This window comes from Streptomyces sp. NPDC005574 (genome assembly GCF_040605435.1).
Lineage (GTDB): Bacteria > Actinomycetota > Actinomycetes > Streptomycetales > Streptomycetaceae > Streptomyces.
The window spans coordinates 1-26332 of record NZ_JBEXCW010000098.1 but is presented as its reverse complement, the minus strand read 5'-3'; the positions used below and the strand labels follow the sequence as shown (position 1 = coordinate 26332).

Annotated in this window: 20 protein-coding genes; 11 read left to right on the top strand and 9 right to left on the bottom strand. The window is 74.0% G+C overall.

The genetic code is table 11. The annotated features are described in order from the left end of the window. Positions 1-94 precede the first annotated feature (94 nt). The 3 genes from ABZT03_RS36130 to ABZT03_RS36120 form a co-directional block, all read right to left on the bottom strand. Positions 95-1648, bottom strand: coding sequence for an amino acid permease (locus ABZT03_RS36130; protein ID WP_356047310.1), 1554 nt, complete (start codon positions 1646-1648; stop codon positions 95-97). Between the two features lie 562 nt (positions 1649-2210). Further along, a complete protein-coding gene (locus tag ABZT03_RS36125) occupies positions 2211-3053 on the bottom strand; it encodes a siderophore-interacting protein (protein WP_356047308.1) in 843 nt (280 codons plus the stop codon). A 144-nt stretch (positions 3054-3197) separates the two neighbouring features. Beyond that, a complete protein-coding gene (locus tag ABZT03_RS36120) occupies positions 3198-4127 on the bottom strand; it encodes a 5'-3' exonuclease (RefSeq protein WP_356047314.1) in 930 nt (309 codons plus the stop codon). A 192-nt stretch (positions 4128-4319) separates the two neighbouring features. Between ABZT03_RS36120 and ABZT03_RS36115 the strand changes: the two genes are divergently transcribed. The 4 genes from ABZT03_RS36115 to ABZT03_RS36100 all read left to right on the top strand — a co-directional run bounded on the left by ABZT03_RS36115 (position 4320) and on the right by ABZT03_RS36100 (position 10191). Then, positions 4320-5405: a glycine betaine/L-proline ABC transporter ATP-binding protein gene (locus ABZT03_RS36115; RefSeq protein WP_356047306.1), complete on the top strand. Its 1086-nt coding sequence runs from the start codon at positions 4320-4322 to the stop codon at positions 5403-5405. Beyond that, complete coding sequence (locus ABZT03_RS36110) at positions 5398-8013, top strand: ABC transporter permease/substrate binding protein (protein ID WP_356047304.1); 2616 nt, start codon at positions 5398-5400, stop codon at positions 8011-8013. The genes ABZT03_RS36115 and ABZT03_RS36110 overlap by 8 nt, the downstream gene beginning before the upstream one ends. An 895-nt stretch (positions 8014-8908) precedes the next feature. Beyond that, positions 8909-9478, top strand: a complete 570-nt coding sequence (locus ABZT03_RS36105; RefSeq protein ID WP_356047302.1) for an XRE family transcriptional regulator — start codon at positions 8909-8911, stop codon at positions 9476-9478. Beyond that, positions 9475-10191, top strand: a complete 717-nt coding sequence (locus ABZT03_RS36100) for a helical backbone metal receptor (protein WP_356047300.1) — start codon at positions 9475-9477, stop codon at positions 10189-10191. Before ABZT03_RS36105 ends, ABZT03_RS36100 begins: the two co-directional genes overlap by 4 nt. On the opposite strand, the gene ABZT03_RS36095 is transcribed toward ABZT03_RS36100, so the two are convergent. Continuing rightward, positions 10103-11281: a TDT family transporter gene (locus ABZT03_RS36095; protein WP_356047312.1), complete on the bottom strand. Its 1179-nt coding sequence runs from the start codon at positions 11279-11281 to the stop codon at positions 10103-10105. The genes ABZT03_RS36100 and ABZT03_RS36095 overlap by 89 nt on opposite strands. Positions 11282-11351: 70 nt before the next feature. Between ABZT03_RS36095 and ABZT03_RS36090 the strand changes: the two genes are divergently transcribed. Next, entirely contained in the window at positions 11352-12296 is a 945-nt protein-coding gene (locus ABZT03_RS36090) for a LysR family transcriptional regulator (RefSeq protein WP_356047298.1), read from the top strand. A 617-nt stretch (positions 12297-12913) separates the two neighbouring features. Here the strand turns inward: ABZT03_RS36090 and ABZT03_RS36085 are convergent. Next, positions 12914-13621, bottom strand: coding sequence for a gamma-glutamyl-gamma-aminobutyrate hydrolase family protein (locus ABZT03_RS36085; RefSeq protein WP_356047296.1), 708 nt, complete (start codon positions 13619-13621; stop codon positions 12914-12916). A 99-nt stretch (positions 13622-13720) separates the two neighbouring features. Then, positions 13721-14527 (bottom strand): FCD domain-containing protein, encoded by an 807-nt coding sequence (locus tag ABZT03_RS36080; protein ID WP_356047294.1) that lies wholly within the window; start codon positions 14525-14527, stop codon positions 13721-13723. Positions 14528-14612: 85 nt separating this feature from the next. On the opposite strand from ABZT03_RS36080, the gene ABZT03_RS36075 reads away from it, so the two are divergent. Genes ABZT03_RS36075 through ABZT03_RS36065 form a run of 3 tightly spaced genes read left to right on the top strand, consistent with a single transcriptional unit; the run spans position 14613 to position 18176 of the window. Beyond that, the gene (locus ABZT03_RS36075; protein ID WP_356047292.1) at positions 14613-15983 is read left to right on the top strand and encodes a glutamine synthetase family protein; all 1371 of its coding nucleotides are present in this window, start codon (positions 14613-14615) and stop codon (positions 15981-15983) included. Between the two features lie 7 nt (positions 15984-15990). Then, positions 15991-17388, top strand: a complete 1398-nt coding sequence (locus ABZT03_RS36070; RefSeq protein WP_356047290.1) for an aldehyde dehydrogenase family protein — start codon at positions 15991-15993, stop codon at positions 17386-17388. Beyond that, positions 17385-18176: a 3-oxoacyl-ACP reductase gene (locus ABZT03_RS36065; RefSeq protein ID WP_356047288.1), complete on the top strand. Its 792-nt coding sequence runs from the start codon at positions 17385-17387 to the stop codon at positions 18174-18176. The genes ABZT03_RS36070 and ABZT03_RS36065 overlap by 4 nt, the downstream gene beginning before the upstream one ends. Positions 18177-18376: 200 nt before the next feature. Here ABZT03_RS36065 and ABZT03_RS36060 read toward each other — a convergent pair whose 3' ends face one another. Both ABZT03_RS36060 and ABZT03_RS36055 read right to left on the bottom strand, forming a co-directional pair. Further along, positions 18377-19579, bottom strand: coding sequence for an amino acid deaminase/aldolase (locus tag ABZT03_RS36060; protein ID WP_356047286.1), 1203 nt, complete (start codon positions 19577-19579; stop codon positions 18377-18379). A 2021-nt stretch (positions 19580-21600) separates the two neighbouring features. Then, complete coding sequence (locus ABZT03_RS36055) at positions 21601-22017, bottom strand: hypothetical protein (protein WP_356047284.1); 417 nt, start codon at positions 22015-22017, stop codon at positions 21601-21603. A 31-nt stretch (positions 22018-22048) separates the two neighbouring features. Between ABZT03_RS36055 and ABZT03_RS36050 the strand changes: the two genes are divergently transcribed. Together ABZT03_RS36050 and mycP are read left to right on the top strand one after the other, a co-directional pair. After that, complete coding sequence (locus ABZT03_RS36050) at positions 22049-22936, top strand: hypothetical protein (protein ID WP_356047282.1); 888 nt, start codon at positions 22049-22051, stop codon at positions 22934-22936. After that, a complete protein-coding gene (gene mycP / locus ABZT03_RS36045) occupies positions 22933-24129 on the top strand; it encodes a type VII secretion-associated serine protease mycosin (RefSeq protein WP_356047280.1) in 1197 nt (398 codons plus the stop codon). The genes ABZT03_RS36050 and mycP overlap by 4 nt, the downstream gene beginning before the upstream one ends. Before the next feature lie 186 nt (positions 24130-24315). Here mycP and ABZT03_RS36040 read toward each other — a convergent pair whose 3' ends face one another. After that, positions 24316-25338, bottom strand: coding sequence for a serine hydrolase (locus ABZT03_RS36040; RefSeq protein ID WP_356047278.1), 1023 nt, complete (start codon positions 25336-25338; stop codon positions 24316-24318). Positions 25339-25486: 148 nt separating this feature from the next. Here ABZT03_RS36040 and ABZT03_RS36035 point away from each other — a divergent pair, with 148 nt between their 5' ends. Further along, positions 25487-26218, top strand: coding sequence for an SseB family protein (locus tag ABZT03_RS36035; protein ID WP_356047276.1), 732 nt, complete (start codon positions 25487-25489; stop codon positions 26216-26218). Positions 26219-26332: the final 114 nt, after the last annotated feature.

The following is a 26332-nucleotide window of genomic DNA, read 5'->3' as shown; positions in this document are numbered from 1 at the left end:
ACCCGAGTACATCCAGTACGCGGGCGATGCTCCGCCTTGCGACGCACCGCACCGGACGCCGCGAGCTTCCCGGCAAACCCTTCCGGTCACGGCACTAGGCCACCGGTTCGGGGAGCGCGGCCGGTGTCGCGGACCGGCCGCGATGTGCGGACGACACGCGCCACAGCGCTCCGGCGCCCACCGTGACCAGCAGGAACAGCACCGTGAACCACTGGAAGTACCAGTGGCCGCCCGCCGGGTCGTACACCGCCGCGCGGGGCCAGGCCAGGTTGACGGTCATGAACAGGCCGTAGAGCAGGGCCAGTGCGTTGACCGGGACGCCCCAGCGGCCTAGGGAGAACAGGCGGGCGCCCGTCTCGTCGGTGCCCTCGGAGCTGAACCCGCCGCGCAGGCGGCGGAGCAGCAGCGGGCCGGTGACCATCGCGTAGGCCAGGTACAGCATCACGATGCAGGTGGTGCCGATGGCGAGGAACGCCTCCGGGGAGGCGAAGTTGAGCAGCAGCAGCGCCGCCGCGAGGACGCCGACGACCAGGGCGGGCGCGCCGGGCATCCCCGTGCGGGGGTTGACCTTCGCGAGGCGGCGGGCGAAGGGGAGCTGCCCGTCGCGGGCCATGGAGAACAGCATCCGGCAGGCCGCGGTCTGGATCGCCAGCGTGGCGACGGCGATCGCCACCACCACGTCGGCCAGCAGCGCGCGTCCGACGCCGTCGCCCAGACTGCTGGTCAGGACGTAGCTCAGGCCGTCGACGCCCAGGTGTCCGTCGGTGAGGCTCGGCGCGGCGAGCAGTCCGCCGAGGACGATCAGCCCGCCGAGCAGGCCCGCCGCGCCCAGCGCGGTGAGGATGGTGCGGGGCGCGGTGCGCCGGGGGTTGTGGGTCTCCTCGCTCATCTCGCCCGCGCTGTCGAAACCGATCATCACGTACGCCGCCGTGAACGAGCCCACGAGCAGCGCGCCGAACAGGCCGGACTGGGCGGCGGTCCCGGTGTGGAAGGTGATGCCGGGGGAGCGCTCGGAGTGGGTCAGCAGCAGGACGACGATGAGGACCGCGCCGATGATCTCGGCGGTCACGCCGACCCGGTTGACGATCGACATCACCCGGTTGTCCACGAGGTTCACGATCGTGGTCAGGACCAGCAGGACCACGCCGAGGACGGCCGCGTTGGCCGCGCCGTCGGCCGAGACCGGTGACGGGTCGCTGCCGATCAGCTGGAAGCCCGACCAGATGGCGGGGAGCACCATCTGGAGGGCCAGTGCGGCCGCCGCGACCACCACGATCTGCCCGATCACCATGATCCAGCCGGCGAACCAGCCGAAGGTGGCGTTCGACAGGCGCGAGGACCACTGGTAGATCGCGCCCGAGATCGGGTAGCGGGCGGCGAGCTCGGCGAAGCAGGCGGCGACCAGGAGCTGTCCGGCCAGGACGATCGGCCAGGCCCAGAAGAAGACGGGGCCGCCGAACGCGTAGCCGAAGGCGAAGAACTGGAAGACGGTGGTCAGGACGGAGATGAACGAGAAGCCGGCCGCGAACGAGGCGTACCGGCCGAGGCTGCGGTGCAGCTCCTGGCGGTAGCCGAACTCGGCGAGGGAGCGGTCGCCGGGGGACTCCGGCGGGTCGGGGCGCAGGTCGGAGGGAACGGTTGTGGTCACGGCGGCACCTGCCTTGGGCGCTGAATTCCTGTCGGTTGACAGAAATTAGGGAGCCGCTGTTTCCGTGGCGTCACGCGGGCGTGTCCGAGGCGGGCCCAAGTCCTCACGCCCCGGCCGACCGCACGCTGTCGCGATGGATCGCGTCAGTGTCGGGGGCGGGGAGGGGGTGCGTAAGGGGGGTGTCAGGCCGGTGCGCGAAGGCTGTGGGAGGGGCGGTGGGGGTGTGGGCGGCTGGTGTGTTGTGCCGCCGGAAGCGGGCGGGTGCGGGCGGCGGAGATCCGGTGGTGCGCCGCGCTGTCGGGTGACCGGGTCGCGCCGTCGCCGGGCGGCCGGGTCCCCGCGCGGAAGCGGCGGCCCGCCGGGCGCGCGCGCAGGCAGCGCTAGCGCCTGGCGGCCGGGTGCCTGTGTGGGGACGGTGCCACCCGCCGGGCCGCCAGGCGAGCGTGCGCAAGCAGCGGCCTGACGCCCGCGCGAAAGCGGCAGCCCGCTGGGCGGCTGGGCGGGCTGGGTGCGCACGCGGAAGGGGCGGCACCTCGGAGGTGCCGCCCCTTCCCTGCGGGGCTCAGGCGGCGGTCGCGCCCTCCTGCTCCGCCTCGATGCGTGCGTTCCACTCGCGCTTGGCGGCCTGCCAGCCGTCCTCGTTGTGGCCGAGGCGCCAGTAGCCGGAGATCGACAGGTCCTCGCGGGGGATCCCGCGCTCGACCCGCAGCAGGTGGCGCAGTTCCTTCACGAAGGCCGCCTCGCCGTGCACGAACGCATGCACGCGGCCCTCGGGGAAGTCCAGCGCCCGGACCGCCTCGACCAGCGCCTCGCCGACGGGCCGGTTCCCGCGGTGCACCCAGCCGACCTCGACGTCCGAGTCGACCTTCTGCTCCTCCTCCGCACCCGTGACCTCGACGAAGGCGTGCGCCCGGGCGCCGGCCGGCAGCGACTCCAGGGAACGGGCGATCGCGGGCAGCGCGCTCTCGTCGCCGACGAGCAGATGCCACTCGGCGCTCGCGTCGGGGGCGTACGCGCCGCCGGGGCCCATGAAGCGCACGGTCTCACCGGGCCGGGCGCGCAGCGCCCAGGGGCCGGCCAGGCCCTCGTCACCGTGGATCACGAAGTCGAGGCTCAGCTCGCGCTGCACGGGGTCCCAGGCGCGCACCGTGTAGGTCCGGGTGACGGGCCACTGCTCGCGCGGGAACTCCTCGCGGATGCGCTCCATGTCGAACGGCTCGGGATAGGTCGCGCCGCCCGCCGGGAAGAGCAGTTTCACGTAGTGGTCGGTGCAGGTGTCGGCCGCGAAGTCGGCCAGGCCCTCGCCGCCGAGCACCACGCGCTGCATGTGCGGGGTCAGCCGCTCGGTGCGGACGACCTGCGCGGAGTGGGGCTTTCGTGGCTTGCGTCCCGGTCGTTCTGCCATGGCGGCCTCCCTGGTCCCGTGCTTAGGCTAACCTAAGTTAGCATCCCGCCCCGGCTGAACGCCTGTGCCCCGAGGGCAAGATTGAACCAAGCACAGACGTCGAATTCCCTCCGGCGGGGACATCATTCGCCTTCCGGGTGGGGTTCAGGCCCCCAGGGTCGTGAGCAGTCGGTGCAGGGACCCGCCCAGTCCCCAGCGGGCCGCCAGGGCCTCCAGCGCCGCCGGGTCGTGCGGCGCGCGCGGGAGGACCGTGTCGACCGCGGGCAGCGGCACGTCGTCCGCGACCTTGACGACCGTCGGAGCCGCCGCCAGATAGGGCCGGGACTCGTCCAGACGCCTGCGCTGCGACGGCGTGAGCGCGGCCCGCGGGTCGTTCACCGCCGCGACGATGCCGGCCAGGTCGCCGAACTCCGCCAGCAGCTTCGAAGCCGTCTTCTCGCCGATGCCGGGCACCCCCGGCAGGCCGTCACTCGGGTCGCCGCGCAGCAGCGCCAGATCCGCGTACCCCCGGCCGTCGACGCCGTACTTCTCGCGCAGCCACGCCTCGTCGGTCACCTGGAGGGTGCCGACACCCTTCAGCGGATACAGCACCCGCACCCCCCGCGCGTCGTCCACGAGCTGGTAGAGGTCGCGGTCGCCGGTGACGATGTCGACCGGCCCCTGGGCCCGCGCCGTGAACGTGCCGATGACGTCGTCCGCCTCGTACCCGGCGACTCCCACGCGGGCGATGCCGAGCGCGTCGAGGACGGCCTCGATGACGGGGACCTGCGGCGAGAGCGTGTCCGGAACCTGCTCCTCGTCGGGGCCGGTCTCGTGCTCCTCGGCGACGCGGTGCGCCTTGTAGGAGGGGATCAGGTCGACCCGCCACTGCGGCCGCCAGTCGGCGTCCATGCAGGCCACCAGGCGGTCCGGGTGGTGGTCCCGGACCAGGCGGTCGATGAACTCGAGGAGCCCGCGCACGGCGTTCACCGGTGTGCCGTCCGGTGCCTTCACGGACTCCGGGACCCCGAAGTAGGCGCGGAAGTAGAGCGAGGCGGTGTCGAGGAGCATCAGTCGTCCGGTCACGTCCCGCATCATGCCGTACGGCACCGACAGTCACCGTCCGGTGAAGAAGGCGTCGCACTTGTAAACGCCCTGTGAACTGGGCCACTCCCGTGTTTGGCCCATCCCGAGCAGGGCAGGTGCGGCCTCGGAGCGATGCCGATTGCACTTTCAACTGTTTGCGGCCTCTCGGCTCCCTCCCTGTCGCCGAGTCAAGAGGTACGCGTGTCATCCAGGCTTGAGGCCCACGAGCTCTACAAGGTGTTCGGCAGACGGCCGGACGAGGCGGTCGAACGGCTCCGGAAGGGAGCCGACCGGGAGGAGCTGCGCGCCGACGGCGCCACCGCCGCCGTGATCGACGCCTCCTTCACCGTGGAACCGGGCGAGATCTTCGTCGTCATGGGTCTGTCCGGCTCCGGGAAGTCCACGCTGCTGCGCATGCTCAACGGGCTCCTGGAACCCACCGCCGGGCACGTCGGCTTCGACGGCCAGGACCTGACCGCGCTGACCGCCCGGGAGCTGCGCGAGGTCCGTGCGAGGAAGATCAGCATGGTCTTCCAGCACTTCGCGCTCTTCCCGCACCGCAGTGTCCTGGAGAACGCCGCCTACGGCCTGGCCGTGCAGGGCCTGCCCCGCGCCGAGCGTGAGCGTCGCGCCGGCGAGGCGCTGGCCCTGTGCGGGCTGGCCGGCTGGGAGAAGTCCTGGCCGGACGAGCTGTCCGGCGGCATGCAGCAGCGGGTCGGCCTGGCCCGGGCCCTCGCCACCGACGCCGACCTGCTCCTGATGGACGAGTCCTTCAGCGCGCTCGACCCGCTGATCCGCCGGGACATGCAGGACCAGCTCCTCGAACTCCAGCGGACCCTGCGGAAGACCATCGTCTTCATCACCCACGACCTGAACGAGGCCATGCGCCTGGGCGACCGGATCGCCGTGATGCGCGACGGCCGGATCGTCCAGACCGGCACCGCGGAGGACATCCTGCTGCGCCCCGCGAACGACTACGTCGCCTCCTTCATCCAGGACGTGGACCGCTCCCGGGTCCTGACCGCGGGCGCGGTCATGGACCCCGACACGCGCGGCGACGAGGCGGACTGCGACTGCGAGACCGCGACACCCGACACGCCGTTCACCGAACTCTGCGCGATCAGCGCCCGCCTCACCCACCCCGTGGCCGTGCTCGACGCGCGCCGCGAACTCGTGGGTGTCGTCACCGCGGAGCGGCTGCTCGCCTTCCTCGGTGACGAGCAGGGCGCCGCCGTCCCGTGCGAAAGCCCCCGCCAGGACGGCGAGAAGGTGATCGCCGGTGCCTAGGATTCCGCTCGGCGACTGGGTCAACGACGCCGTCGACTGGCTGCTCAGCCACATGAGCTGGCTCTTCGACTTCCTCAAGACCGTCTTCACCGGTACCTACGACGGCATCGACGCCGTCCTCCAGGCCCCCGAACCGCTGCTGCTCGCGGGCATCCTCGCGGTCCTCGCGTTCTGGCTGCGCGGCACGACGGCCGGGGTCCTCACCTTCGTGGGATTCGCCTTCATCGACTCCCTCGAACTGTGGGAGGACGCGATGGTGACCCTGTCGCTCGTCCTCGTGGCCACGATCATCGCGCTGGTCGTCTCGGTCCCGGTGGGCATCTGGGCGGCACGCTCCAGCCGGGTCAGCGGGCTGGTCCGGCCGGTCCTGGACTTCATGCAGACCCTGCCCGCGATGATCTACCTCATTCCGGCGATCCTGTTCTTCGGCACCGGGGCCTCCGCGGGCATCGTCGCCACCCTGATCTTCGCGCTCGCCCCCGGTGTGCGCATGACCGAGCTGGGCATCCGGCAGGTCGACAAGGAACTGGTCGAGGCCGCCGAGGCGTTCGGCACCACACCGCGGGACACCCTGCTGCGCGTCCAGCTGCCGCTTGCCCTGCCCACCGTCATGGCCGGCGTCAACCAGGTCATCATGCTGGGCCTGTCCATGGCCGCCATCGCCGGCATGGTCGGCACCGGCGGCCTCGGCGGTGACGTCAACGAGGCCATCGGCCAGCTCGACGTCGGGCTCGGCTCCGAGGCGGGCGTCGCCATCGTGATCCTCGCGATCTACCTGGACCGCATGACCGGCGCCCTCGGCACGCACGTCTCCCCGCTGGGCCGCCGTACGGCCGCCAGGGCCCGCGCCTCCCAGGGCCTGCGGATCTGGTCCTACCGGCCCCGCCCGCAGGTCGCCGTCATCGGTCTCGTGGTCCTCGCCCTGGTGGCGGGCGGCATGAGCGTCTTCGGCGGCGGCGCCGGCGGCACCGCGGTCGCCGACGGCAAGGACGTCGGCAAGGGCAAGAAGATCAGCATCGGCTACATCCCGTGGGACGAGGGCGTCGCCTCCACCTACCTGTGGAAGGAGATCCTCGAACAGCGCGGCTACCAGGTGGACGCCAAGCAGTTCGACGCCGGCCCGCTCTACACCTCCCTCGCGCAGGGCTCCGTCGACTTCGAGACCGACTCCTGGCTGCCCACGACCCACGCGCAGTACTGGAAGAAGTACGGCAGCCGGCTCGACGACCTCGGCTCCTGGTACGACAGGACCTCCCTGGAGCTGAGCGTCCCCTCGTACATGAAGGGCATCGACTCGCTGGCCGACCTCAAGGGGAAGGCCGCCGAGTTCGGCGGGAAAATCACCGGCATCGAGTCCAGCGCCGGCGAGACGGCCCTGCTCAAGAGCAAGGTCCTCAAGACCTACGGCCTGGACAAGGAGTACAAGGTCGTCGACAGCTCCACGCCCGCGATGCTGGCCGAGCTCAAGCGCGCCTACAGCAAGAAGGAACCGGTCGTCGTCACGCTCTGGTCGCCGCACTGGGCGTACAACGACTACGACCTGAAGAAGCTCAAGGACCCCCAGGGCGCCTGGGGCAAGGGCGACGGCGTGCACACCCTGGCCCGCAAGGGCTTCGCGGACGACAACCCGGTCGTCGGCACCTGGCTGAAGAACTTCGAGATGAGCGAGAAGCAGCTCACCAGCCTCGAGGCCGAGATCAACAAGGCGGGCAAGGGCCGGCAGCAGGACGCCGTGCGGGCCTGGCTGAAGAAGAACCCCGGCGTGGTCGACCGGCTGGCCCCGGTCGAGGGCGGCTCCGGCCAGACCCCCGCCGAGGCCGAGCGCGCCGTGGACGTGGCCTGGTTCCCCTGGGACGAGGACGTCGCCGTCACCTACCTGTGGAAGGACGTCCTCGCGCGGCGCGGCTACCGGCTGAACCTCAAGCAGATGGACGTCGGCCCGGTCTACACCGGTCTCGCCTCCGGAGACCTCGACCTCAACTTCGACGCCTGGCTGCCGTACGCGCAGAAGAACTACTGGGACAGGAGCAAGGACAAACTGCGGGACCTCGGCACCTGGTACCGGCCGACCTCGCTGGAGATCGCCGTGCCGTCCTACGTCAAGGGCGTCACGTCGCTCGCGGACCTCAAGGGCAAGGCGTCGACGTTCGACGGGAAGATCATCGGCATCGAACCGGGCACGGGCGAGATGAACCTGCTCAAGACGAAGGTGCTGCCCGGCTACGGGCTGGACAAGGAGTACAAGGTCGTCGACGGCTCCACGCCGGCGATGCTGGCCGAACTCAAGCGCGCCTACGCCAAGAAGGAGCCCGTCGCCGTCGCGCTGTGGTCGCCGCACTGGGCGTACAGCGAGTACGACCTCACGAAACTCGCCGACGACAAGAAGCTGTTCGGCGAGGGCAACACGATCCGCACCATTTCCAGCGCCGGGTTCCCCCGGCAGTATCCGCAGCTCACCAGGTGGATCAGGGACTTCCGTATGAGCGAGGGCGAACTCGGCTCCCTGGAGGGCGAGATCAAGCGGCAGGGCCAGGGCCACGAGGAGGACGCCGTCGCCTCCTGGCTGAAGGAGCACCCGGACATGGTCGAGCGGATGACCCCGAGGTAGCCGCCGTACCGAGACCGCCCGAGGGGCGGGCCTCCCCACGCGTCCTGACAGCGTGTGGCGGGGCCCGCCCCTCGGGCCGTCTCCGGCCCGCTCGGGCCCCGCTCGCATCCGGCTCGCGCACCGCCCGCGCCCCGTTCGCGTCCGTCCCCTCCCCGGCGCCGCCTACGGAAAGGTTCCGGCCAACCACGGAGCGCCACGCGACCGCCAGAGCCGCACCCCGGCCCGGCCGGACCTGCCCTCCGCACCCGCGCCGCCCCCGGCACCTCGTCCCGGACCGACGGGGTCACCCCGGGGCCTGATCCCGTGCCCGGCGGAACCGGCGCCACGACCGGCCGGCCCCGCCCACCAGGTCGGCGGCCGCCAACTCCGCCCTTCCGCCCGCGCCTTCACTGCGGGGACGCAACCGCTGATCACCGGCCTGACGGCGGCCCTGCCCACGGGAGACGGCCGGGGGAACACACGGGCGGTCCCGCGCATTGAAACGAGAGCGGCCGCTCGCGCGCGGACCGGGACGCGGTGGTCGCGCAGGAACTCCGGAGTACGCCGCCCGACGTCCGCGGACCGGCGCTCGGCAGGTCGGCGGGCCGCCGGCCACGCATCCGGAAACAGCCCTTCCGTTCCCCGCCCCCGGCCCGCTGACCACCGTCGCCGGCAGCCGTTCCACGGCGCCGGCCAGCCTGTTCGTCGCGAAGGAGGGACGCGCGGCCACAGAGTGCGAGAAACTGGTGTACTGGCGCGAACTGTGAGGTCCGGTCGCACGCGGTGTCTCCTCGATGTGACGGGCACCTGAAACGGTTTGCCGGACCTGCGTAGGGTGCAGGGAAGTCATCGGGAGCGGTGGGCCGGACGCCTCGCGCAGACAGCGGACCGACGAGCGAAGGAGGGAGCCAGAGCCATGGGCGACCACAAAGAACAGCCCCTGCGGGTCGGCGCGGCCGTGCGCCGACGGCGCCGGGCACTGGAGCTCACCCTCGCTGTCGTGGCCCAGCGCAGCGGCCTGTCGGTCCCCTTCCTGAGCCAGATCGAGAACGAGCGGGCGCGCCCCAGCCAGACCTCCCTGGAGAAGGTCGCCGACGCCCTGCGCACCACCGCCGTCGAACTCCTCGCCGCGGCCGACCCGGCGTGCAGCGTCGACGTCGTGCGCGCCGAGGGCACCGAGCCGGAACTCGAACCCCGGGAGCGGTCGCTGGTGCGCGGACACCACCAGATGCACGCCTCGGAGTTCACCGGCGACCAGGACGCGGGCCGCGAATTCCAGTACCGCAACGACCAGTTGATGTACGTCGCCGACGGAGCCGTGGAGATCGAGGCGGAGGGCCGCGCCTACCGGCTCGGACGCGGCGACACCCTGTACCTCACCGGCGGGGTCCGCCACCGCTGGCGGGCGACCGTCGGGGACACCCGGGTGATCGTCGTCGCCGTGGCCGAGCACATCGAGGCGGTCCGGGACCGGCCGCGGCGGTGAGGGTCGTCTCGCTGGTCCCGTCGCTGACGGAGGCCGTGGCGCTGTCGGCGCCGGGTGTCCTGGTGGGCGCGACGGACTGGTGCACCCACCCCGCCGGCCTCGGCGTGACCCGCGTCGGCGGCACCAAGAACCCGAAGACCGACCGGATCATCGCCCTCGCACCCGACCTGGTGATCGCCAACGAGGAGGAGAACCGCGCCCCCGACCTCGCCGTGCTGCGCGCGGCGGGCGTCGAGGTCCTGCTCACCGAGGTGCGGGACGTGCCGCAGGCCCTGCGGGAGCTGGCCCGCGTCCTGGCCGCCTGCGGAGCGCGCGCCCGGCCCCGCTGGCTGGACGAGGCCGAGGCCGCCTGGTCGGCGCCGCCGCCCGGACGCCGTACGACAGCGGTCGTGCCGATCTGGCGGCGGCCCTGGATGGTGCTGGGCCGGGACACCTTCGCGGGCGACCTGCTGGCCCGGCTCGGCGTCCACCACCTGTACGCGGGCCACGCGGAGCGCTACCCCCGGATTGCGGTGGAGGAGCTGCGGGAGGCCGCGCCGGACCTCGTCGTCCTGCCCGACGAGCCCTACCGCTTCACCGCCGGGGACGGCCCGGAAGCCTTCGCGGGCCTGCCCTGTGCGCTGGTCAGCGGACGGCACCTGACCTGGTACGGGCCGTCGCTGGCCGAGGCGCCGCGGGTGCTGGGCGAGGCGCTGCGAGCAGCTCGCCGCTGAGCAGCCCGCGGACCGTGCCCGCGGCGGCGGTGCCCCAGGCGGCCACCAGGACCGCGTACAGCCCGGCCGCGAGCCAGCCGTACACGGCGAGCCCGGTGTGCCTGGCCAGAGCCTCGGCGCCGGTCACACAGGTGCCCACCGGGAAGGTGAACGCCCACCAGGTCATCGCGAAACCCATGCCCCGCCGGCGGGCGCGCAGCACGTGGGCGGCGGCCAGTACCGACCAGAACAGGGCGAAGCCCATCACCGGCACGCCGTACAGGACGGCGAGGACGCCGAGACCCCGGGCCTCGGCGGCCGGTACGACGCCCGGTGCCAGGTCCGCGAACCTGCCGACGGCGGTGGTGGACTGCCCGAGCGGCCCCAGCACGAGGAACAGGGTCGGGGTGAGGACGAGCGGGAGGGGACCGGCGGTGAGGAGCCGGGCGAAGATCATCGGGAGCATGAGCAGGGTCGCGAGCAGACTCAGCCCGAACAGCGCGACGCAGGCCCACAGCAGCGTCTGCCGGGCCGCGCCGGACGGCAGGTACGGCACGAGGAGCGGGCCGAGCGCGGCGGACACCATGGGCGCGACGACGGGCAGCAGCCACACGGGACCGGCCTGCTCCGGCCCGACCCGGTGGCGTGCGGCCATGAGGTACGGCACGGCGACGGCGGCCGCGAGCCCCACGGCCGTACCGGCCCCGAACAGGACCGCGTCGACGGCGACGGCCGCTGCGGTGCCGATCCAGTCCCGGCCGAGGGTGAGGGTCGCGCCGCCGACCGCGAGCAGGGCCATGGCCAGGCAGCCGTAGAACGGTGCCGTCGCCGGGTCGAGGAGGCCGGCGCGGGCCTGGTCGCTGTGGTACCTCCAGTGCAGGCCGCGGGCGCCCAGCAGCACCAGGAGCATCACGAGGGACAGGGCCCAGACGGCGACCAGGACGGTGCGTGAGCCCGGCACGTCCAGGGGGAGCGCGGTGCCCGCGGTGGCGGTGATCGCGGTGCCCATGACGCAGGCGTACCAGTTGGGTCCGAGGTGACGGACGGCCGGGACGGGCCGGCGGCGCGGGCGTGCGGTGGCACGGGGGAGGGGCTGGGCGGCGGTGACCATGGCTCCACGGTCCCGCCCGGGGACGCGCGCGACCAGGCAGTTCATCTCTATGAGGACATAAGCTGAAGTTATGAGCAGCAGCGGTGGGGTGGCGGAGCGGGACGGCTCCGAGCAGATCGGCGGCGGCTCGCTGGCCCACCGGGTACCGGAACTCGGCGCCCTGCAACTGCTGTTGGCGGTGGCGCGGCTCGGCAGTCTCGGTGGCGCGGCCCGCGAGATGGGCATCACCCAGCCGGCCGCGAGCAGCCGCATCCGCTCGATGGAACGGCAGCTGGGCGTGGCCCTGGTGGACCGTTCACCGCGCGGTTCCCGGCTCACGGACGCCGGTGCCCTGGTGACCGACTGGGCCCGGCGGATCGTCGAGGCGGCGGAGGCCTTCGACGCGGGCGCGCAGGCGCTGCGCGACCGCCGGGACTCCCGGCTGCGGGTCGCCGCGAGCATGACGATCGCCGAGTACCTGCTGCCGGGCTGGCTGCTCGCGCTGCGCGCCCAGCGGCCGGACACGGCGGTGTCACTGCTGGCGGGGAACTCGGCGACGGTCGCCGAGCGGCTCCTCGCCGACGAGGCCGACCTCGGTTTCGTGGAGGGCCTCAGCGTGCCGCCCGGCCTGGACTCCGCCGTCATCGGCCACGACCGGCTGATCGTGGTGGCCGCGCCCGCACACCCCTGGGCCCGCCGCCGGCGCCCCCTGGACCCGGCGGAACTCGCCGCGACCCCGTTGATCCTGCGGGAGGAGGGCTCGGGCACCCGGCAGGTCCTGGACGCGGCGCTGGGCGGACTGGCCCGCCCCCTGATCGAACTGTCCTCGACCACCGCGGTGAAGGCGGCCGCGGTGAGCGGCGCCGGACCGGCGGTCCTCAGCGAACTGGCCGTGGGCGACGAACTGGCACTGCGGCGGCTGGTGAACGTCCCCGTCGCGACCGTGTCCCTGGCCCGGGACCTGCGCGCCGTCTGGCCGACGGGCCACCGCCCGGTGGGCCCGGCCCGCGAGCTGCTGTCGCTGACGCGAGGGTAGGCCGCGGAAGCGGGGCCGCTCGGCTGGCTCCGGGTCGCGCTCGGGCCGGGCGGTCGTGTGCGACCCGCGCCCACGCGCGCCGCCGGGTGGACTCGACCGGTCGTCTGCGCTCCGGCCCGGTTCGCGATGGGGCTTGTGCTCCGGTCCGGTTCTCGACTCGGCGTGTGCTGCGGTCCGGTTCTCGGCGGGGTGTGTGCTGCGGTTCGGTTCTCGGCGGGGTGTGTGCTGCGGTTCGGTTCTCGGCGGGGTGTGTGCTGCGGTTCGGTTCGCGATGGGGTGTGTGCTGCGGTTCGGTTCTCGGCGGGGTGTGTGCTGCGGTTCGGTTCTCGGCGGGGTGTGTGCTGCGGTCCGGTTCCCGACGGGGCCTCAACCCGGCCCGGTTCCCGACGGGGCGTGTGGTCGTCTGCGCCTTCACGGCCTTCTCGGCCTTCACGGCCTTCCGTGGCTTCACGCGGCCTTGCGCGGCTCCACCCTGCCTCTCAGGGCTTCCGGGCGGTCGTGGGCGGCGCTGCCCGGCCTCGCCAGGCTTCGGGCGGCCTCGCGCGGCCCCCGCGCCGCCCGCACGGCCCCCGCACGCCCTCGCCCGGCCCCGCGCAGTCAGCGCGCCCAGCCGCTCACTACGTGGACCGTGTGGCCGCCCAGGTCGTGGCGGCCTCGACCAGGGCGCTCACGACCCGTACGTCCTCGCCCATCTCCGGATGCCACTGCACCCCCAGCACCCAGTCGGCGGACGGCAGTTCCACCGCCTCCACCGTGCCGTCCTCCGCGTGCGCCGACACCACCAGACCGGTGCCCAGCCGGTCCACGGCCTGGTGGTGGTAGGCCGGTACGGACGTCAACTCCGGTACCGCGTCGGCGTACAGCGTGCCCGGTACCGGCTTGACCGGGTGGCGGCCGAACACGCCGATGACCTCTGCGTGGCCGTCGAGGTGCTGGACGAGCGTGCCGCCGAGGGCGACGTTCAGCAGCTGCATGCCCCGGCAGACGCCCAGCAGCGGGACGCCCGCGGTGAGCGCCGCGTCGATCAGGGCGAGCTCCCAGGCGTCCCGCGCCCGGGCGGGCGGGCCGGTACGCGGGTCGGGCTCGGCGCCGTACCGTGCCGGCTCGACGTCCGGACCGCCGGCGATCACCAGCCCGTCGAGGCGCGCGACGGCCGCGGCGGCGTGCTCCGGCGCGTCCGGCGGCAGCATCGCGGCGAGTCCACCGGCCCGCTGCACGAGCCGCGGATACCCGACCGGCAGCAGCGCCGCCTCCAGCTCCCACACGCCCCAGCGCGCCCCGGCCTCGACGTACGTACTGATGCCGATCAGCGGCCTGCCCGCCATGCGTCCTCCCCGCCACAGCAATGGAACATGTTCATACCTTTGCCTACAGGGTGCGCGGCGGGCAAGAGCCGCCGGGGGCCGGACCGCGGGCGGGCGGGCTCAGGTCAAAAACCCCCGCAGGAGGGCCGCCGTGCCGCCGCAGTGCTCCCGCATCATCTCCCGCGCGCCGTCCGCGTCGCCGTCGAGCACCGCCTCGACCAGCGCGGTGTGCTGCCGCTGCGAGTGCTCCAGGTTGCGCACCAGCAGCGGGATGCAGTCCAGCAGGTCGTTCACCGTGGCCCGTACCGCCGCGTACTGCGCGGTCAGCGTCGGTGAGCCGCACAGCTCGGTGAGCGTGAGGTGGAGCAGGGTGTCCAGCCGCCGGTACTCCGCCAGCGGCGCGTCCCGCGTGCCGGCCAGCGCCTCACGCAGCCGGGCCGCCTGCTCCGGCGACAGCCCGTGCGTCGCGCAGAGCCCCGCCGCGCCCACTTCCAGTACCTCGCGGAACCGCAGGACGTCCTCGACGTCGGTCTCGGCGATCCGCCGCCGCAGCTCGTCCCCGCCGACCCTGTCGGACCTCGGGAGCACGAACGTGCCGCCGTAGCGGCCGCGCCGCGACTCGACCAGGCCCTGGTCCTGGAGCACCTTGAGGACCTCGCGCAGCGTCACCCGGCTGATCCCCAGCCGCTCCGCCAGCTCCCGCTCGGCGGGCAGCCGCTCACCGCCGGGCACCAGGCCGAGCCGTACGACCTGGAGGATCTGTTCCAGCGCCTCCTCGAAACCGTTGCCGGCCCGCACCGGCCGCAGCACCTGCGCCAGCCGGTCCGCCGGGCCCGCCGCGAGGTCCGCCGGCCCGTCGGCCCGGCCTGTGCCAGTGGCTGTGCCAGTGCCTATGCCAGGGCCTGTGTCAGGACCCGCCTGCGACATCCGGCCGCACCCCCTTCCCAAGCAAAGGTTCTCCGCAATACCTTATGGCTTCCGGCTGACCGAAGAAGCCGAAGGAGGCTTTCCCGTGGCAGACCGCACACCCCCGCTCGGCGTCGAGGAGCTGCACGCCCTCGTGGCGAGCGGTGAGATCGACACCGTCGTCCTGGCCTTCCCCGACATGCAGGGGCGGCTCCAGGGCAAGCGGTTCGCCGCCCGCTTCTTCCTCGACGAGGTGCTCCACCACGGCACCGAGGGCTGCAACTACCTGCTGGCCGTCGACGCCGAGATGAACACCGTCGACGGCTACGCCATGTCCTCCTGGGACCGCGGCTACGGCGACTTCGCCATGCACCCGGACCTCACCACCCTGCGCCGCGTCCCCTGGAACGCCGGCACGGCCATGCTCGTCGCCGACCTCGCATGGGAGGACGGCTCCCCGGTCGTCGCCGCACCCCGCCAGATCCTGCGCCGCCAGCTGGAGCGGCTAGCCGAGCACGGCCTCACCGCCCAGGTCGGCACCGAGCTGGAGTTCATCGTCTTCAAGGACACCTACGAGCAGGCGTGGGACGCCCACTACCGGGGCCTGACCCCGGCCAACCAGTACAACATCGACTACTCGGTGCTCGGCACCGGCCGCATCGAGCCGCTGCTGCGCCGCATCCGCAACGAGATGGCCGCCGCCGGCCTCACCGTCGAGTCCGCCAAGGGCGAGTGCAACCCCGGACAGCACGAGATCGTGTTCCGCTACGACGAGGCCCTCGTCACCTGCGACCAGCACGTGATCTACAAGACCGGCGCCAAGGAGATCGCCGCCCAGGAAGGCGTCTCCCTCACCTTCATGGCCAAGTACAACGAGCGCGAGGGCAACTCCTGCCACATCCACCTCTCGCTCACCGACGCGGACGGCACGAACGCCATGGCGGGCACCGGCGCCGACCCCGGCGGCATGTCCGAGGTCATGCGGTACTTCCTCGCCGGGCAGCTCGCCGCGCTCCGGGACTTCTCCCTGCTCTACGCCCCGAACATCAACTCCTACAAGCGGTTCCAGCCGGGCTCCTTCGCCCCGACCGCCGTCGCCTGGGGCCACGACAACCGCACCTGCGCCCTGCGGGTGGTCGGCCACGGCCGCTCCCTGCGGTTCGAGAACCGGCTGCCCGGCGGCGACGTCAACCCGCACCTCGCGGTGGCCGGACTGGTGGCGGCCGGCCTGTACGGCATCGAGCGGAAACTGGAACTGCCCGAGGCGTGCGCGGGCAACGCCTACGCCGCCGACTACGCGCACGTCCCCTCCACGCTGCGCGAGGCCGCCGACCTGTGGGAGAGCAGCCCGATCGCCCGGGCCGCCTTCGGCGACGAGGTCGTCGCGCACTACCGCAACATGGCGCGCGTCGAACTGGACGCCTTCGACGCCGCGGTCACCGACTGGGAGCTGCGCCGCTCCTTCGAACGCATGTGAGGCCCCGTTGTCTTCCGGATCTTCCGAGTCCCCCGCCCACGCGCTGGACGTACTGAACCCCGCGACGGAGGAGGTTCTCGCCACCGTCACCGGCAGCACGGCCGCCGACGTGGACGCGGCCGTCACGGTCGCCGCGAGGGCGCAGGTCCGCTGGGCCGCGCTGGTGCCGGGCGACCGCGCCCGACTGCTGCGCCGGTTCGCCGCCGCCGTGGACGAACACCTCGAGGAACTGGCCCTGTTGGAGGTTCGCGAGGCCGGGCACACCGTCGGCAACGCCCGCTGGGAAGCGGGCAACGTGCGCGACCTGCTCGACTACGCGGCCGGCGGCGTCGAGCGACTGATGGGCCGTCAGATCCCGGTCGCCGGCGGCCTCGACGTCACGATCCTCGAACCCCTCGGCGTGGTCGCGGTGATCGCGCCCTGGAACTTCCCCATGCCGATCGCCGCCTGGGGCACCGCTCCCGCGCTCGCCGCGGGCAACGCCGTCCTCCTCAAGCCCGCCGAGACCACCCCGCTCACCGCGCTGCGACTGGCCGAACTCGCCCTGGACGCCGGGCTGCCGGAGGGACTGTTCCAGGTCCTGCCCGGCCGCGGGCCGGTCACGGGCGCCGCGCTCGTCGACCACCCGGGCGTCGCGAAGATCGTGTTCACCGGGTCGACGGCCGTGGGCAAACAGGTGCTGACCCGGGGCAGCGCCCACCTCAAGCGGATCACCCTCGAACTCGGCGGCAAGAGCCCCAACATCGTCTTCGCCGACGCCGACCTCGAAGCCGCCGCGGCCGCCGCCCCGATGGCCTTCCTCGACAACTCCGGCCAGGACTGCTGCGCCCGCACGCGCATCCTGGTCCAGCGCCCGGCCTACGACCGCTTCCTCGACCTGCTGGCTCCCGCGATCGAGTCCGTCGTCGTCGGCGACCCGGCCGACGAGCGGACGCAGATGGGGCCGCTGATCTCCAAGTCCCAACTGGAACGCGTGCGTTCCTACGTCGACGCCGACGCGCCCGGCCTCCGCGGCAAGGCTCCCGAGGGCCCCGGCTTCTGGTTCCCGCCCACGGTCCTCACCGGCGTCGACCCCCGCGCGCGGGTCGCCGTCGAGGAGGTCTTCGGGCCGGTCGCCGTCGTCCTGCCCTTCGAGGACGAGGCGGAGGCGGTCGCCCTCGCCAACGCCACCGACTACGGCCTCTCCGGCTCGATCTGGACCCGGGACGTCGGCCGCGCCCTGCGCGTCTCGCAAGCCGTCCGGGCGGGCAACCTGTCCGTCAACTCCCACTCCAGCGTCCGCTACTGGACCCCCTTCGGCGGCTACAAGCAGTCCGGCATCGGCCGCGAGCTCGGCCCGGACGCCCTGACCGCCTTCACCGAGACCAAGAACGTCTTCATCAGCACGGAGGGCCCCGCACAGTGACCGCAACGAGTGACGACATCATCTGCCGCCGCCTGGTCGGCCGGACCGCCGTCATCACCGGCGCCGGCAGCGGCATCGGCCTCGCCACCGCGCGCCGGCTCGCCTCCGAGGGCGCGCACGTCGTCTGCGGCGACATCGACGAGCGGAGCGGCAAGGCGGCGGCCGAGGAGGCCGGCGGGATCTACGTGAAGGTCGACGTCACCGACCCCGAGCAGGTCGAGGCGTTGTTCAGGACGGCCTTCGAGACCTACGGCAGCGTCGACATCGCGTTCAACAACGCCGGTATCTCCCCGCCCGACGACGACTCCATCCTGGAGACCGGCCTGGAGGCGTGGAAGCGCGTCCAGGACGTCAACCTCACCTCCGTCTACCTGTGCTGCAAGGCCGCCCTCCCCTACATGCGGCGCCAGGGCCGGGGCTCCATCATCAACACGGCGTCCTTCGTGGCCCGCATGGGCGCCGCGACCTCACAGATCTCGTACACCGCGTCCAAGGGCGGCGTGCTCGCCATGTCCCGGGAACTGGGCGTGCAGTTCGCCCGCGAGGGCATCCGCGTCAACGCCCTCTGCCCGGGGCCCGTCAACACGCCCCTGCTGCGGGAGCTGTTCGCCAAGGACCCCGAGCGGGCCGCGCGCCGGCTGGTGCACATCCCGCTCGGCCGGTTCGCCGAGGCCGACGAGATCGCCGCCGCCGTCGCCTTCCTCGCCAGCGACGACTCCTCCTTCGTCAACGCCAGCGACTTCCTGGTGGACGGCGGGATCTCGGGCGCCTACGTCACCCCCCTCTAATGCCGTGACCGGAGAGGTTCACCGGCTCGCGACGCCCGGCACGGCACTTCGCCGCGTTGTCGCATCACCCGAGTACATCCAGTACGCGGGCGATGCTCCGCCCTGCGATGCACCGCACCGGACGCCGCGAGCTTCCCGGCAAACCCTTCCGGTCACGGCACTAGGAGCCGTCCGGCCGCCGCCTCCCCGCGGCGGCCGGGCTACAGGAAGGTGCGGCCCTCCCCGCGGTACGTCGGGACGGCCGCCGTCACCGTGTCCCCCTCGATCAGGTGCAGGGTGTCGAACCGCTCGCACAGCTCACCCGCCTTCGCGTGCCGGAACCACACCTTGTCGCCGATCAGCAGGTCGTCGGCGGGGTACCCGAGCAGCGGGGTCTGCACCTCGCCCGGCCCCTCCTGCGGGTCGTAGCGCAGGCCCTCCGGCAGATACGGCACCGGGAGCCGGTCGGCGCCGGCCGCGCCCGAGGCCGGATAGCCACCCCCGAGGACGGTCACCACCCCGACCCCCGGCCGCCGTACGACGGGCTGCGCGAACAGGGCCGCCGGACGCCCGCTGAACGACGTGTAGTTGTCGAACAGCCGCGGCACGTACAGCCCGGAGCCGGCCGCGATCTCCGTCACCGCGTCCTCCGCGGCGGTGTGCTGCACGCTGCCCGTGCCGCCGCCGTTGACGAACTCCAGGTCCGGCACCACTGCCCGGACCGCGCGCACCGTCTCCGCCCGCCGCTCGGCGAGCTCCCGGCGGGCGGCCGACTGCATCAGCCGCACGGCCCGCGAGCGCAGCGGCCGTCCGGCGACCGCGTCACCGACACCGGCGACATGCCCCTCGTACCCCATGATCCCGACGACCTTGAACCCCGGCCGCCGGGCCACCGCCCGCGCCAGCTCCGCCACCTGAGCGGGGGAGTGCAGCGGCGACCGCAGGGCGCCGACCCGCAGCCGGCCGCCCAGCAGCTTCAGGGACGTGTCCAACTCCAGGCATACCCGCACCACTTCGCGGCCGCCCTCGCGCGCCGCGTCGATCAGTTCGAGCTGCGCCGGGTCGTCGACCATCACCGTCACCGCGGCGGCCAGCTTGGGATCGGCGGTCAGCTCCGCGAATCCGGCGCGGTCCGCCGTCGGATAGGCCAGCAGCACGTCCTCGAATCCGGAGCGCGCCAGCCACAGCGACTCGGCGAGGGTGAACGACATCACGCCCGCGAAGCCCTCCTTCCCGAGGACGCGTTCCAGCAGGGCCCGGCAGCGCAGGGACTTGCTGGCGACGCGGATCGGTTTCCCGCCGGCCCGGCGGAGGAGGTCGTCCGCGTTGGCGTCGAAGGCGTCCAGGTCCACGATCGCGAGCGGGGCGTCGAGGGAGGCGGTGGCCCGGTCGTAACGGGCCCGGTCGGCGGCGCGCGCAGTCATGAACGAAGCCTGCCAGACAGGATTACCGCAGGGTAGGGGGACGTTCCGGGCAGAAGCCCCGGCTCCGCGGACTGGTTCCCGTTCCACCGGGAGCAACCCGTAGAGTGACGCGCACGCACGGACGAACGACCCCGGCCACAGGCTCGTGCCGGGATGGCGCTCCGCCCGCGCGGGTATGCGTGTCCGTTGACGGCCGAGTCCACGGACGACAGGCGAGAACAGCCCGCGTACGAGGAGATGGCCCGGGCACGAGGAAACGGGGGGTGCATGAGCACGGAAGCGCGGCGCGCCTCCCCACCTCCGCGACCGGAACAGCCACCCGGCGGCGGCGAGGGTCAGGCCGGGGAGACGGACCGCCCGGCCTCCGACCCGGCGGAACGTTCCGGTCGCCCACCGGCGACCGGCCCCGAGGGTTCCGGCCGCGCGCAGGCCGCCGGTCCCGGGCGTCCCGTCCGGTGGGAGGCCTTCGCCAAACGCGACACCCCGCGGAACAACGACGCCGCGACGACTTCCGGGGGGCCGTCCACCGCCCCCGCCGCGGGGCCACCCGGACATTCGGTGCCGCGAGCGGCGGCGCCGGGTCCCCGCCCCACATCGCCGTCGTCCGGGGGGCCGTCCTCGCAGGCCGGGGCGCCTGCCGGGGAGTCCGCTCCCCGCCCCGCCCCCCGCTCCGCACCGTCGCCCGGCAGGACGTCCGCGGAGACGGTGACCGGCGGTCCGGACGGTTCACGGACGGCTGGCTCCGGCCCCGTGCGGCCGTCGGCCCCCGCGGCTTCCCAGGCCCTGGGGTCGGGCGGCTCGTGGGCGCCGGGTCCGGGTGGCGCGTGGACGCCGGGCCCGGGTGACTCCTGGGCGTCCGTGCCGGACGGCATGCCGGTGTCGGGCGGCGGGCGGCAGACGCCGAGCTCGGGTGACGGGAACGCGGCGTCCGGTGGGGCACGGGTCCCGGCCCCGGCTGAGGTGCGGGCCTCGACCCCCGGCGGGGCTCGGCCACCCGCGTCCGGCGGGGAGAGCGCGCCCGTACCGGACGCTTCGACCGCGTCGGTGCGGGAAGCCGCCGCCGGTGACGGTTCGGGCGGTCCCGCGGCGCCGAGGCGGACCCGTACGGACGGTGAGAGCCGCCCCGTGTCCGGGCCGCCGCCGCATTCCCGGCCGTACTTCCCGGGCCCGAGGACCGCGTCCCCGCAGGACACCGGTTCCTCGTCCCCGCCCCCGCCCCCGCCTCCGGCCTCGGCCCGTTTCCCGGACGCGCCGCCCGCTGCGGGCCGTGTGCCGCAGGACGAGTACAGCGCGCCGCCGCCCGGTGAGGTGCCGCCCCGGCCCGCTCACCGGCCCACGGGCCGGCCCCGCCGTAGCGATGTGCCGGCTCAGAGTGCGCCGGAGCCGATCTTCCGTCTGCGCCCGGCCTCCGCGAAGCCGCCTGCCGGCCCGGACGGCGGACCGGCTTCCGAGCCCCCGCGCCGCCCCGACCGGCCCGCACCCGCCGAGCCGTACACCGGCCCTGGCTCGCACGGCGTGGCGCCCAAACCTGCCGTCGCGCCTGCTCCTTCCTCGTCCGCGTCCGGTTCGCCCGCACCGGCTTCCTCCGCGTCCGGTCCGGCCGCGCCTGGTCCGACGGGGTTCGCCCCCGACCCCCGTCCGTCCACCGCGACGGGCGACTCGGCGGGCGGCGCGGCGGGCGGCGCGCACGTGCCGTGGTCTTCGTCGGCGCCGAGTTCCGGCCAGGGCTCGCCTTGGGCATCCACCGACTCCACGAGCGGTGTGCGTACCCCGCCGGTACCGGGCGACCCGGCGAGCACCACCCATGCGCCGTGGAGCCCGCTCTCCTCGCCGCGTGTTCCGGGCTCGTCCTCGCCGTCCGTCGACTCCGTGAGTGGTCCGCGCGTGTCTCCGGCGCCTGGTGGGGATTCGGCGCGTGCTTCCCATGCGCCGTGGAGCCCGCTCTCCTCGCCGCCCGCCCCGGGCTCACCCGCGGCACCCGCCAGGAACGGAGGCCGTCCGGGTGTGCCCCCGGGGTCCGGTCACCCGGCGAGCCGCGCGCAGGCGCCCGCGCACACCCCGTGGTCCCCGCTCGCGCCGGCCGACGCGCCCCGTCCGCCCTCGGCGTCCGCCGGCTCCGCGAGCGGGTTGCGGGTGCCCCCCGCTCCCGCCCACGCGCCGAGCGGCCCGCACGTCCCGCCGGCTCCCTCCCGTACGCCGAGCCGTCCGCCCGTCTCAACGGCTCCCGCCCAGGCGCCGGGCAGGCCGTCCGTCTCCCCGGCCCCGCCGACCCACACCTCCAGCGACCCGCTCGCCCCGCCGGCTCCCGCCCACGCGCCGGGCGGTGCGCCCGTCCCCCCGGCTCCCGCGCACCCGCCGGGCCGTTCCTCCGGCCGCCCGTCCTCCGACGGCACCGCCGTGAACGGCTCGCGGACCGCCTCGCCGCCCGTCGCCCCCACCCGCGGGCCGGCCGGTGCGGGCGCTTCCCCGTTGTCTCCGGATCCCGCGCTGTCCTGGAGCGCCCCGCCCGCCCCGGGCGAGGGGCTCGGGGCGGGGCGGCCCGTCGTCTCGTTCGGGGAGCCCGAGGGCTACGACGAGCGGGCGCGGCCCCGCCCGTTCGGGGTCCGCATCCGCCCTCGCCTCGCCGTCGTCGGCGCCTGTCTCGTGCTCGGTCTGGGCCTCATCGGCGGTGCCGTGGCCGGTAGTTGGCTCTCCTCAAAGCCGGGGGACAGCGCGGCGCGCAGCTCGTTCACCACGGCCGGAAACCTGTGGCACAGCGTCCCGGTGGACCAGCTGTTCCCGCCCACCGTGGACGGACAGGGCGCCGGCCCCGGTGGCGCCGACCGGACCTGGACGCGGATCGCCGTCGCCCCGGACAGCAGCTGCCGCGACGCCTTCGACCCGCTGCTGCGCAAGGTGCTCGCCCCCCTGGGCTGCCGCCGGCTCCTGCGCGCCACCTACGCGGACGCCACCGGCAGCTACGTCACGACCGTCGGCCTGCTGTTCACCAACGGCGACGCCACCGCGATGCAGGCCCTGGCCACCCGTTTCCAGAACGAGGGCCTGCGCCGCCGCACCGACCTGATGCCCCGCCCGTACGCCGCCAAGGACACCCTCGCCGCACACTTCGGCACCGAGCAGCGTGCCGCCTGGACCGTCTCCGTGCTCACCGACGCCCCCGTCGTCACCTATGCCGTCTCCGGCTGGGCCGACGGCCGTACCGTCGACAAACCGCAGCCCGCGCAGGACGCCACCGCCTCCGGCGCCACCACCGCCCCCGCACAGGCCGGCCTCGGCAACGAGGCGCAGGGCCTCGCCGACCGCGTCGAACGCGGCCTGCGCAAAACCGTCAGCTCGCCCACGGAGCAGCCCTCATGAGCCTCACGACCCGCCGGGCCGGCCTCCTGAGCGCCCTCCTCGCTGCCACCGTCGCGCTCGTCCCGCCCACGGTCGCGCACGCCGACGGCATCCGCGCCCAGCAGTGGGCCCTCGACGCGATGCACACCCAGGAGGTGTGGCGCACGACCAAGGGCCGGGGGGTCACCGTCGCGGTCCTGGACACCGGCGTCGAGGACGACCACCCGGACCTGACCGGCAACGTCCTCACCGGCAAGGACATGATCGGCTTCGGCGCCGTACGCGGGGAGCGCGCCTGGGCCCGGCACGGCACCGCGATGGCCGGCATCATCGCCGGCCACGGACACGGCTCCGGCGACGGGGACGGCGTCATGGGCATCGCCCCGGAGGCGAAGATCCTGCCGGTCCGGGTCATCCTGGAGGACGGCGACTCGGCCCGCAGCAGGGCCCGCAGCACCCGCAGCAACGCCCTCGCCGACGGCATCCGCTGGGCCGCCGACCACGGCGCCGACGTCATCAACCTCTCGCTCGGCGACGACTCGGCCTCCGCCCACCCCGAACCCTCGGAGGACGAGGCCGTCCAGTACGCCCTGAAGAAGGGCGCCGTCGTCGTCGCCTCGGCCGGCAACGGCGGCGAGAAGGGCGACCACATCTCCTACCCGGCCGCCTATCCGGGCGTGATCGCCGCGACCGCCGTCGACCGCTACGGCACCCGCGCGTCCTTCTCCACCCGCCGCTGGTACGCAACGGTCAGCGCCCCCGGCGTCGGCGTCGTCATCGCCGACCCCGACCACAAGTACTACGAGGGCTGGGGCACCAGCGCGGCCTCCGCCTTCGTGTCCGGCGCGGTCGCCCTCATCCGGGCCGCGCACCCGGGGCTGACCCCCGCGCAGATCAAGAAGCTCCTGGAGGACACGGCCCGGAACGCCCCCGCCGGCGGCCGCGACGACTCCCGCGGCTTCGGTTTCGTGGACCCGGCGGCCGCCCTCACCGCGGCGGGCCGCCTCGACCCGGAGGGTCTGCGGGCGGCGGCGTACGGCGAGAGGTACTTCGGTTCGGGCCCCGACGCGGCCCCCTCGGACGACGACACCGCGACCTGGGCGGCCCCCCTCGCGGGCGGAGCGGGCGGTCTCCTCCTGGTCGCGGCGATCGTTCTGTGGCGCGGCCGACGCACCCCCGGCACCCCGACCGCGCACGAGGACGACGACTTCTGACCGCCCGGCGACCGTCCGCGCCCGCTGGAGCGAGCTCCCGGCGACCCAACCGCGCCTCTGCCGGAGCGGGCTCCCGTCGCCCGGCCCGCGTCTCTGCTGGAGAGGGCTCCCGGCGCCCCGTCCGCGCCCGCCGGAGCGATCGGCCGCGACCCGTCCGCCCCGGCCGGAGCGAACGGCCGCGCCCGGTCAGCCGGCGGCCGTCGTGGCGGAGGCGGATGCGGACGTGGACGCGGCGGTGGACGTGCCAGGCGTCGTCGTGTCCCCACCGAGCGCCGACACCGCCGCCTTCGCCGCCGCCTCGACCAGCGAGATGCCCTTCGCCTTCGTCGCGTTGCCGTCCGAGAGGGCGGCCACCAGGTAGGTGTGGCCTCCCGCCGTGACCCGGCCGATGCTGTTGATGTCCCACAGCCCGGTCGCGCTGCGCGCCAGCCAGCCGTTCTTCAGGGCCCACGCGGAGCCGGTGGCCGCCGCCGAGACGCCCCAGTGCTGGTCGGCGGCGATCTGCCCCATCAGTGTCCGCAGATACCTCCGAGAGGCTGCGCTCAGTGCCGAGTCCTCCCCGAACACCTGCCGGAGCAGGGCGAGTTGGTCGGCCGCCGTGGTCCGGGTGAGGCCCCACAGCATGTCGTCGCCGCCCTCGGTGTCCGTCAGCCCGAAGCGCTTGTTCGCGGCGGCGAGACCGTCCGCCTTCCCGATGACCTGCCACAGGGCCGACGCGGACGCGTTGTCGCTGTGCTCGATCATCGCGGTGGCGTACGCCTGCTCGCTCGCCGTCAGACGCCGGTCCGCGTCCTGCGCCCGGAGCAGCAGGGTCGCGAGGATGTCCACCTTGACGATGCTGGCCGTGTCGAAGGCACCGTCCCCGTACGAGGCACTCGCGCCGGAGGACAGGTCCATGACGGCGACCGACACCTTCGCGGCGCCCGAGACGACGACCCCCGCCATGGCGTCGGCGAGCAACGCGTCCCGATCCACCGTCGGCTCAGTCACCGGTTCCACGGATGCCTCCCCTCGCGCCGCGGCCGAGGCGGAGGCCGAGGACGCCGCCGACGATACGGCGCCCGTCCCGGTGTGCGCACGCGCCGTCACGTACACGGTCCCGCCGGCCGTGGCGCCGACGACGGCGACGGTGGCCAGGGCGGTGTACAGCAGGGCGCGGCGGCGGGAGGCACGGCCACGGCGGCCACGGCGGACTCGGGAGGACTCCATCCCGCGATGCTCGGGGCGGTGACTGTGCGGGCCGTTGGACGGACGTTAAAGGTGTGTCAGGGAAGTCTGAGAAACCCGTGAAAGTGGTGACGGCCGCGTTTCCGGGGCCGCACAGGCGCAGCGGCATCCCCCTATAGGGTCGGTGACCGTGGCGAACAAGAACATTCCCGACCCCGGCTTCTCCGACGACGACGGCTCCGCCGACCCCGGGCTGAGCGCGGCGCTCGCCGCCTGGGCCGAGGACCGCACCGCCGAGGGTCCGGTCCTGGAGGCCCTCAGGGGTGCCCGGCTGCTCGTGCCGGTGGTGGCCGTCCTCGGGGAGGTCGAGGAGGACGCGAACGGGCTGCGCCGCGAGAAGAGCAGCGACATGGCCGTACCGACCCTCAAGGCCGGCGGACGCACCGCGCTGCCCGCCTTCACCTCCACCGAGTCGCTGGCCCGCTGGGACCCGCAGGCCCGACCCGTCGCCGTACCGCTGCACCAGGCGCTGCAGGCCGCGGCGCACGAGAAGGCGGACACCGTCGTACTGGACCTCGCCGGACCGGTGCCCTATGAACTGACCGGTCCCGCCCTGCTGGCGCTCGCGGAGGGACGCGCGACGGCGGACCCGCTCGCCGACCCGGCCGTACGCGACGCGGTCCGTGCGGCGGTGGCCGCCGAACCCGCGGTGCTGCGCGCCCACCTCGGCCCCGGGGAGGCCGACGGCACCCTCGCCCTGGTGCTCGATCCGGCGGCGTCCCCGGCGGAAGCCGCCCGCGCGGTGGCCGGGCGGCTGGCCGCGGACGAGACACTGCGGGCCCGCCTGGTGCGCGGCCTCGACCTGGCACTTCTGCCGGCCGGGACGACGCCTCCGGGCGAGCCCCTTTACGTACGGGGATGATTTCGCCCGCCGGTGGCTGGTGCCGTGACCGGAAAGGTTCACCGGCTCGCGACGCCCGGCACGGCTCCCCCAGCCTTCGGCCGGGGGTACCCCCACGCCGCGTTGTCGCATCAC

Bases quoted from the DNA above. Each gene is read 5' to 3' on its own strand.
- ABZT03_RS36040 (WP_356047278.1), bottom strand. From the start codon at position 25,338: ATGGAGTCCTCCCGAGTCCGCCGTGGCCGCCGTGGCCGTGCCTCCCGC.
- ABZT03_RS36090 (WP_356047298.1), top strand. From the start codon at position 11,352: ATGAGCAGCAGCGGTGGGGTGGCGGAGCGGGACGGCTCCGAGCAGATC.
- ABZT03_RS36120 (WP_356047314.1), bottom strand. From the start codon at position 4,127: ATGCGGGACGTGACCGGACGACTGATGCTCCTCGACACCGCCTCGCTC.
- ABZT03_RS36060 (WP_356047286.1), bottom strand. From the start codon at position 19,579: ATGACTGCGCGCGCCGCCGACCGGGCCCGTTACGACCGGGCCACCGCC.
- mycP (WP_356047280.1), top strand. From the start codon at position 22,933: ATGAGCCTCACGACCCGCCGGGCCGGCCTCCTGAGCGCCCTCCTCGCT.
- ABZT03_RS36125 (WP_356047308.1), bottom strand. From the start codon at position 3,053: ATGGCAGAACGACCGGGACGCAAGCCACGAAAGCCCCACTCCGCGCAG.
- ABZT03_RS36105 (WP_356047302.1), top strand. From the start codon at position 8,909: ATGGGCGACCACAAAGAACAGCCCCTGCGGGTCGGCGCGGCCGTGCGC.
- ABZT03_RS36095 (WP_356047312.1), bottom strand. From the start codon at position 11,281: ATGGTCACCGCCGCCCAGCCCCTCCCCCGTGCCACCGCACGCCCGCGC.
- ABZT03_RS36085 (WP_356047296.1), bottom strand. From the start codon at position 13,621: ATGGCGGGCAGGCCGCTGATCGGCATCAGTACGTACGTCGAGGCCGGG.
- ABZT03_RS36080 (WP_356047294.1), bottom strand. From the start codon at position 14,527: ATGTCGCAGGCGGGTCCTGACACAGGCCCTGGCATAGGCACTGGCACA.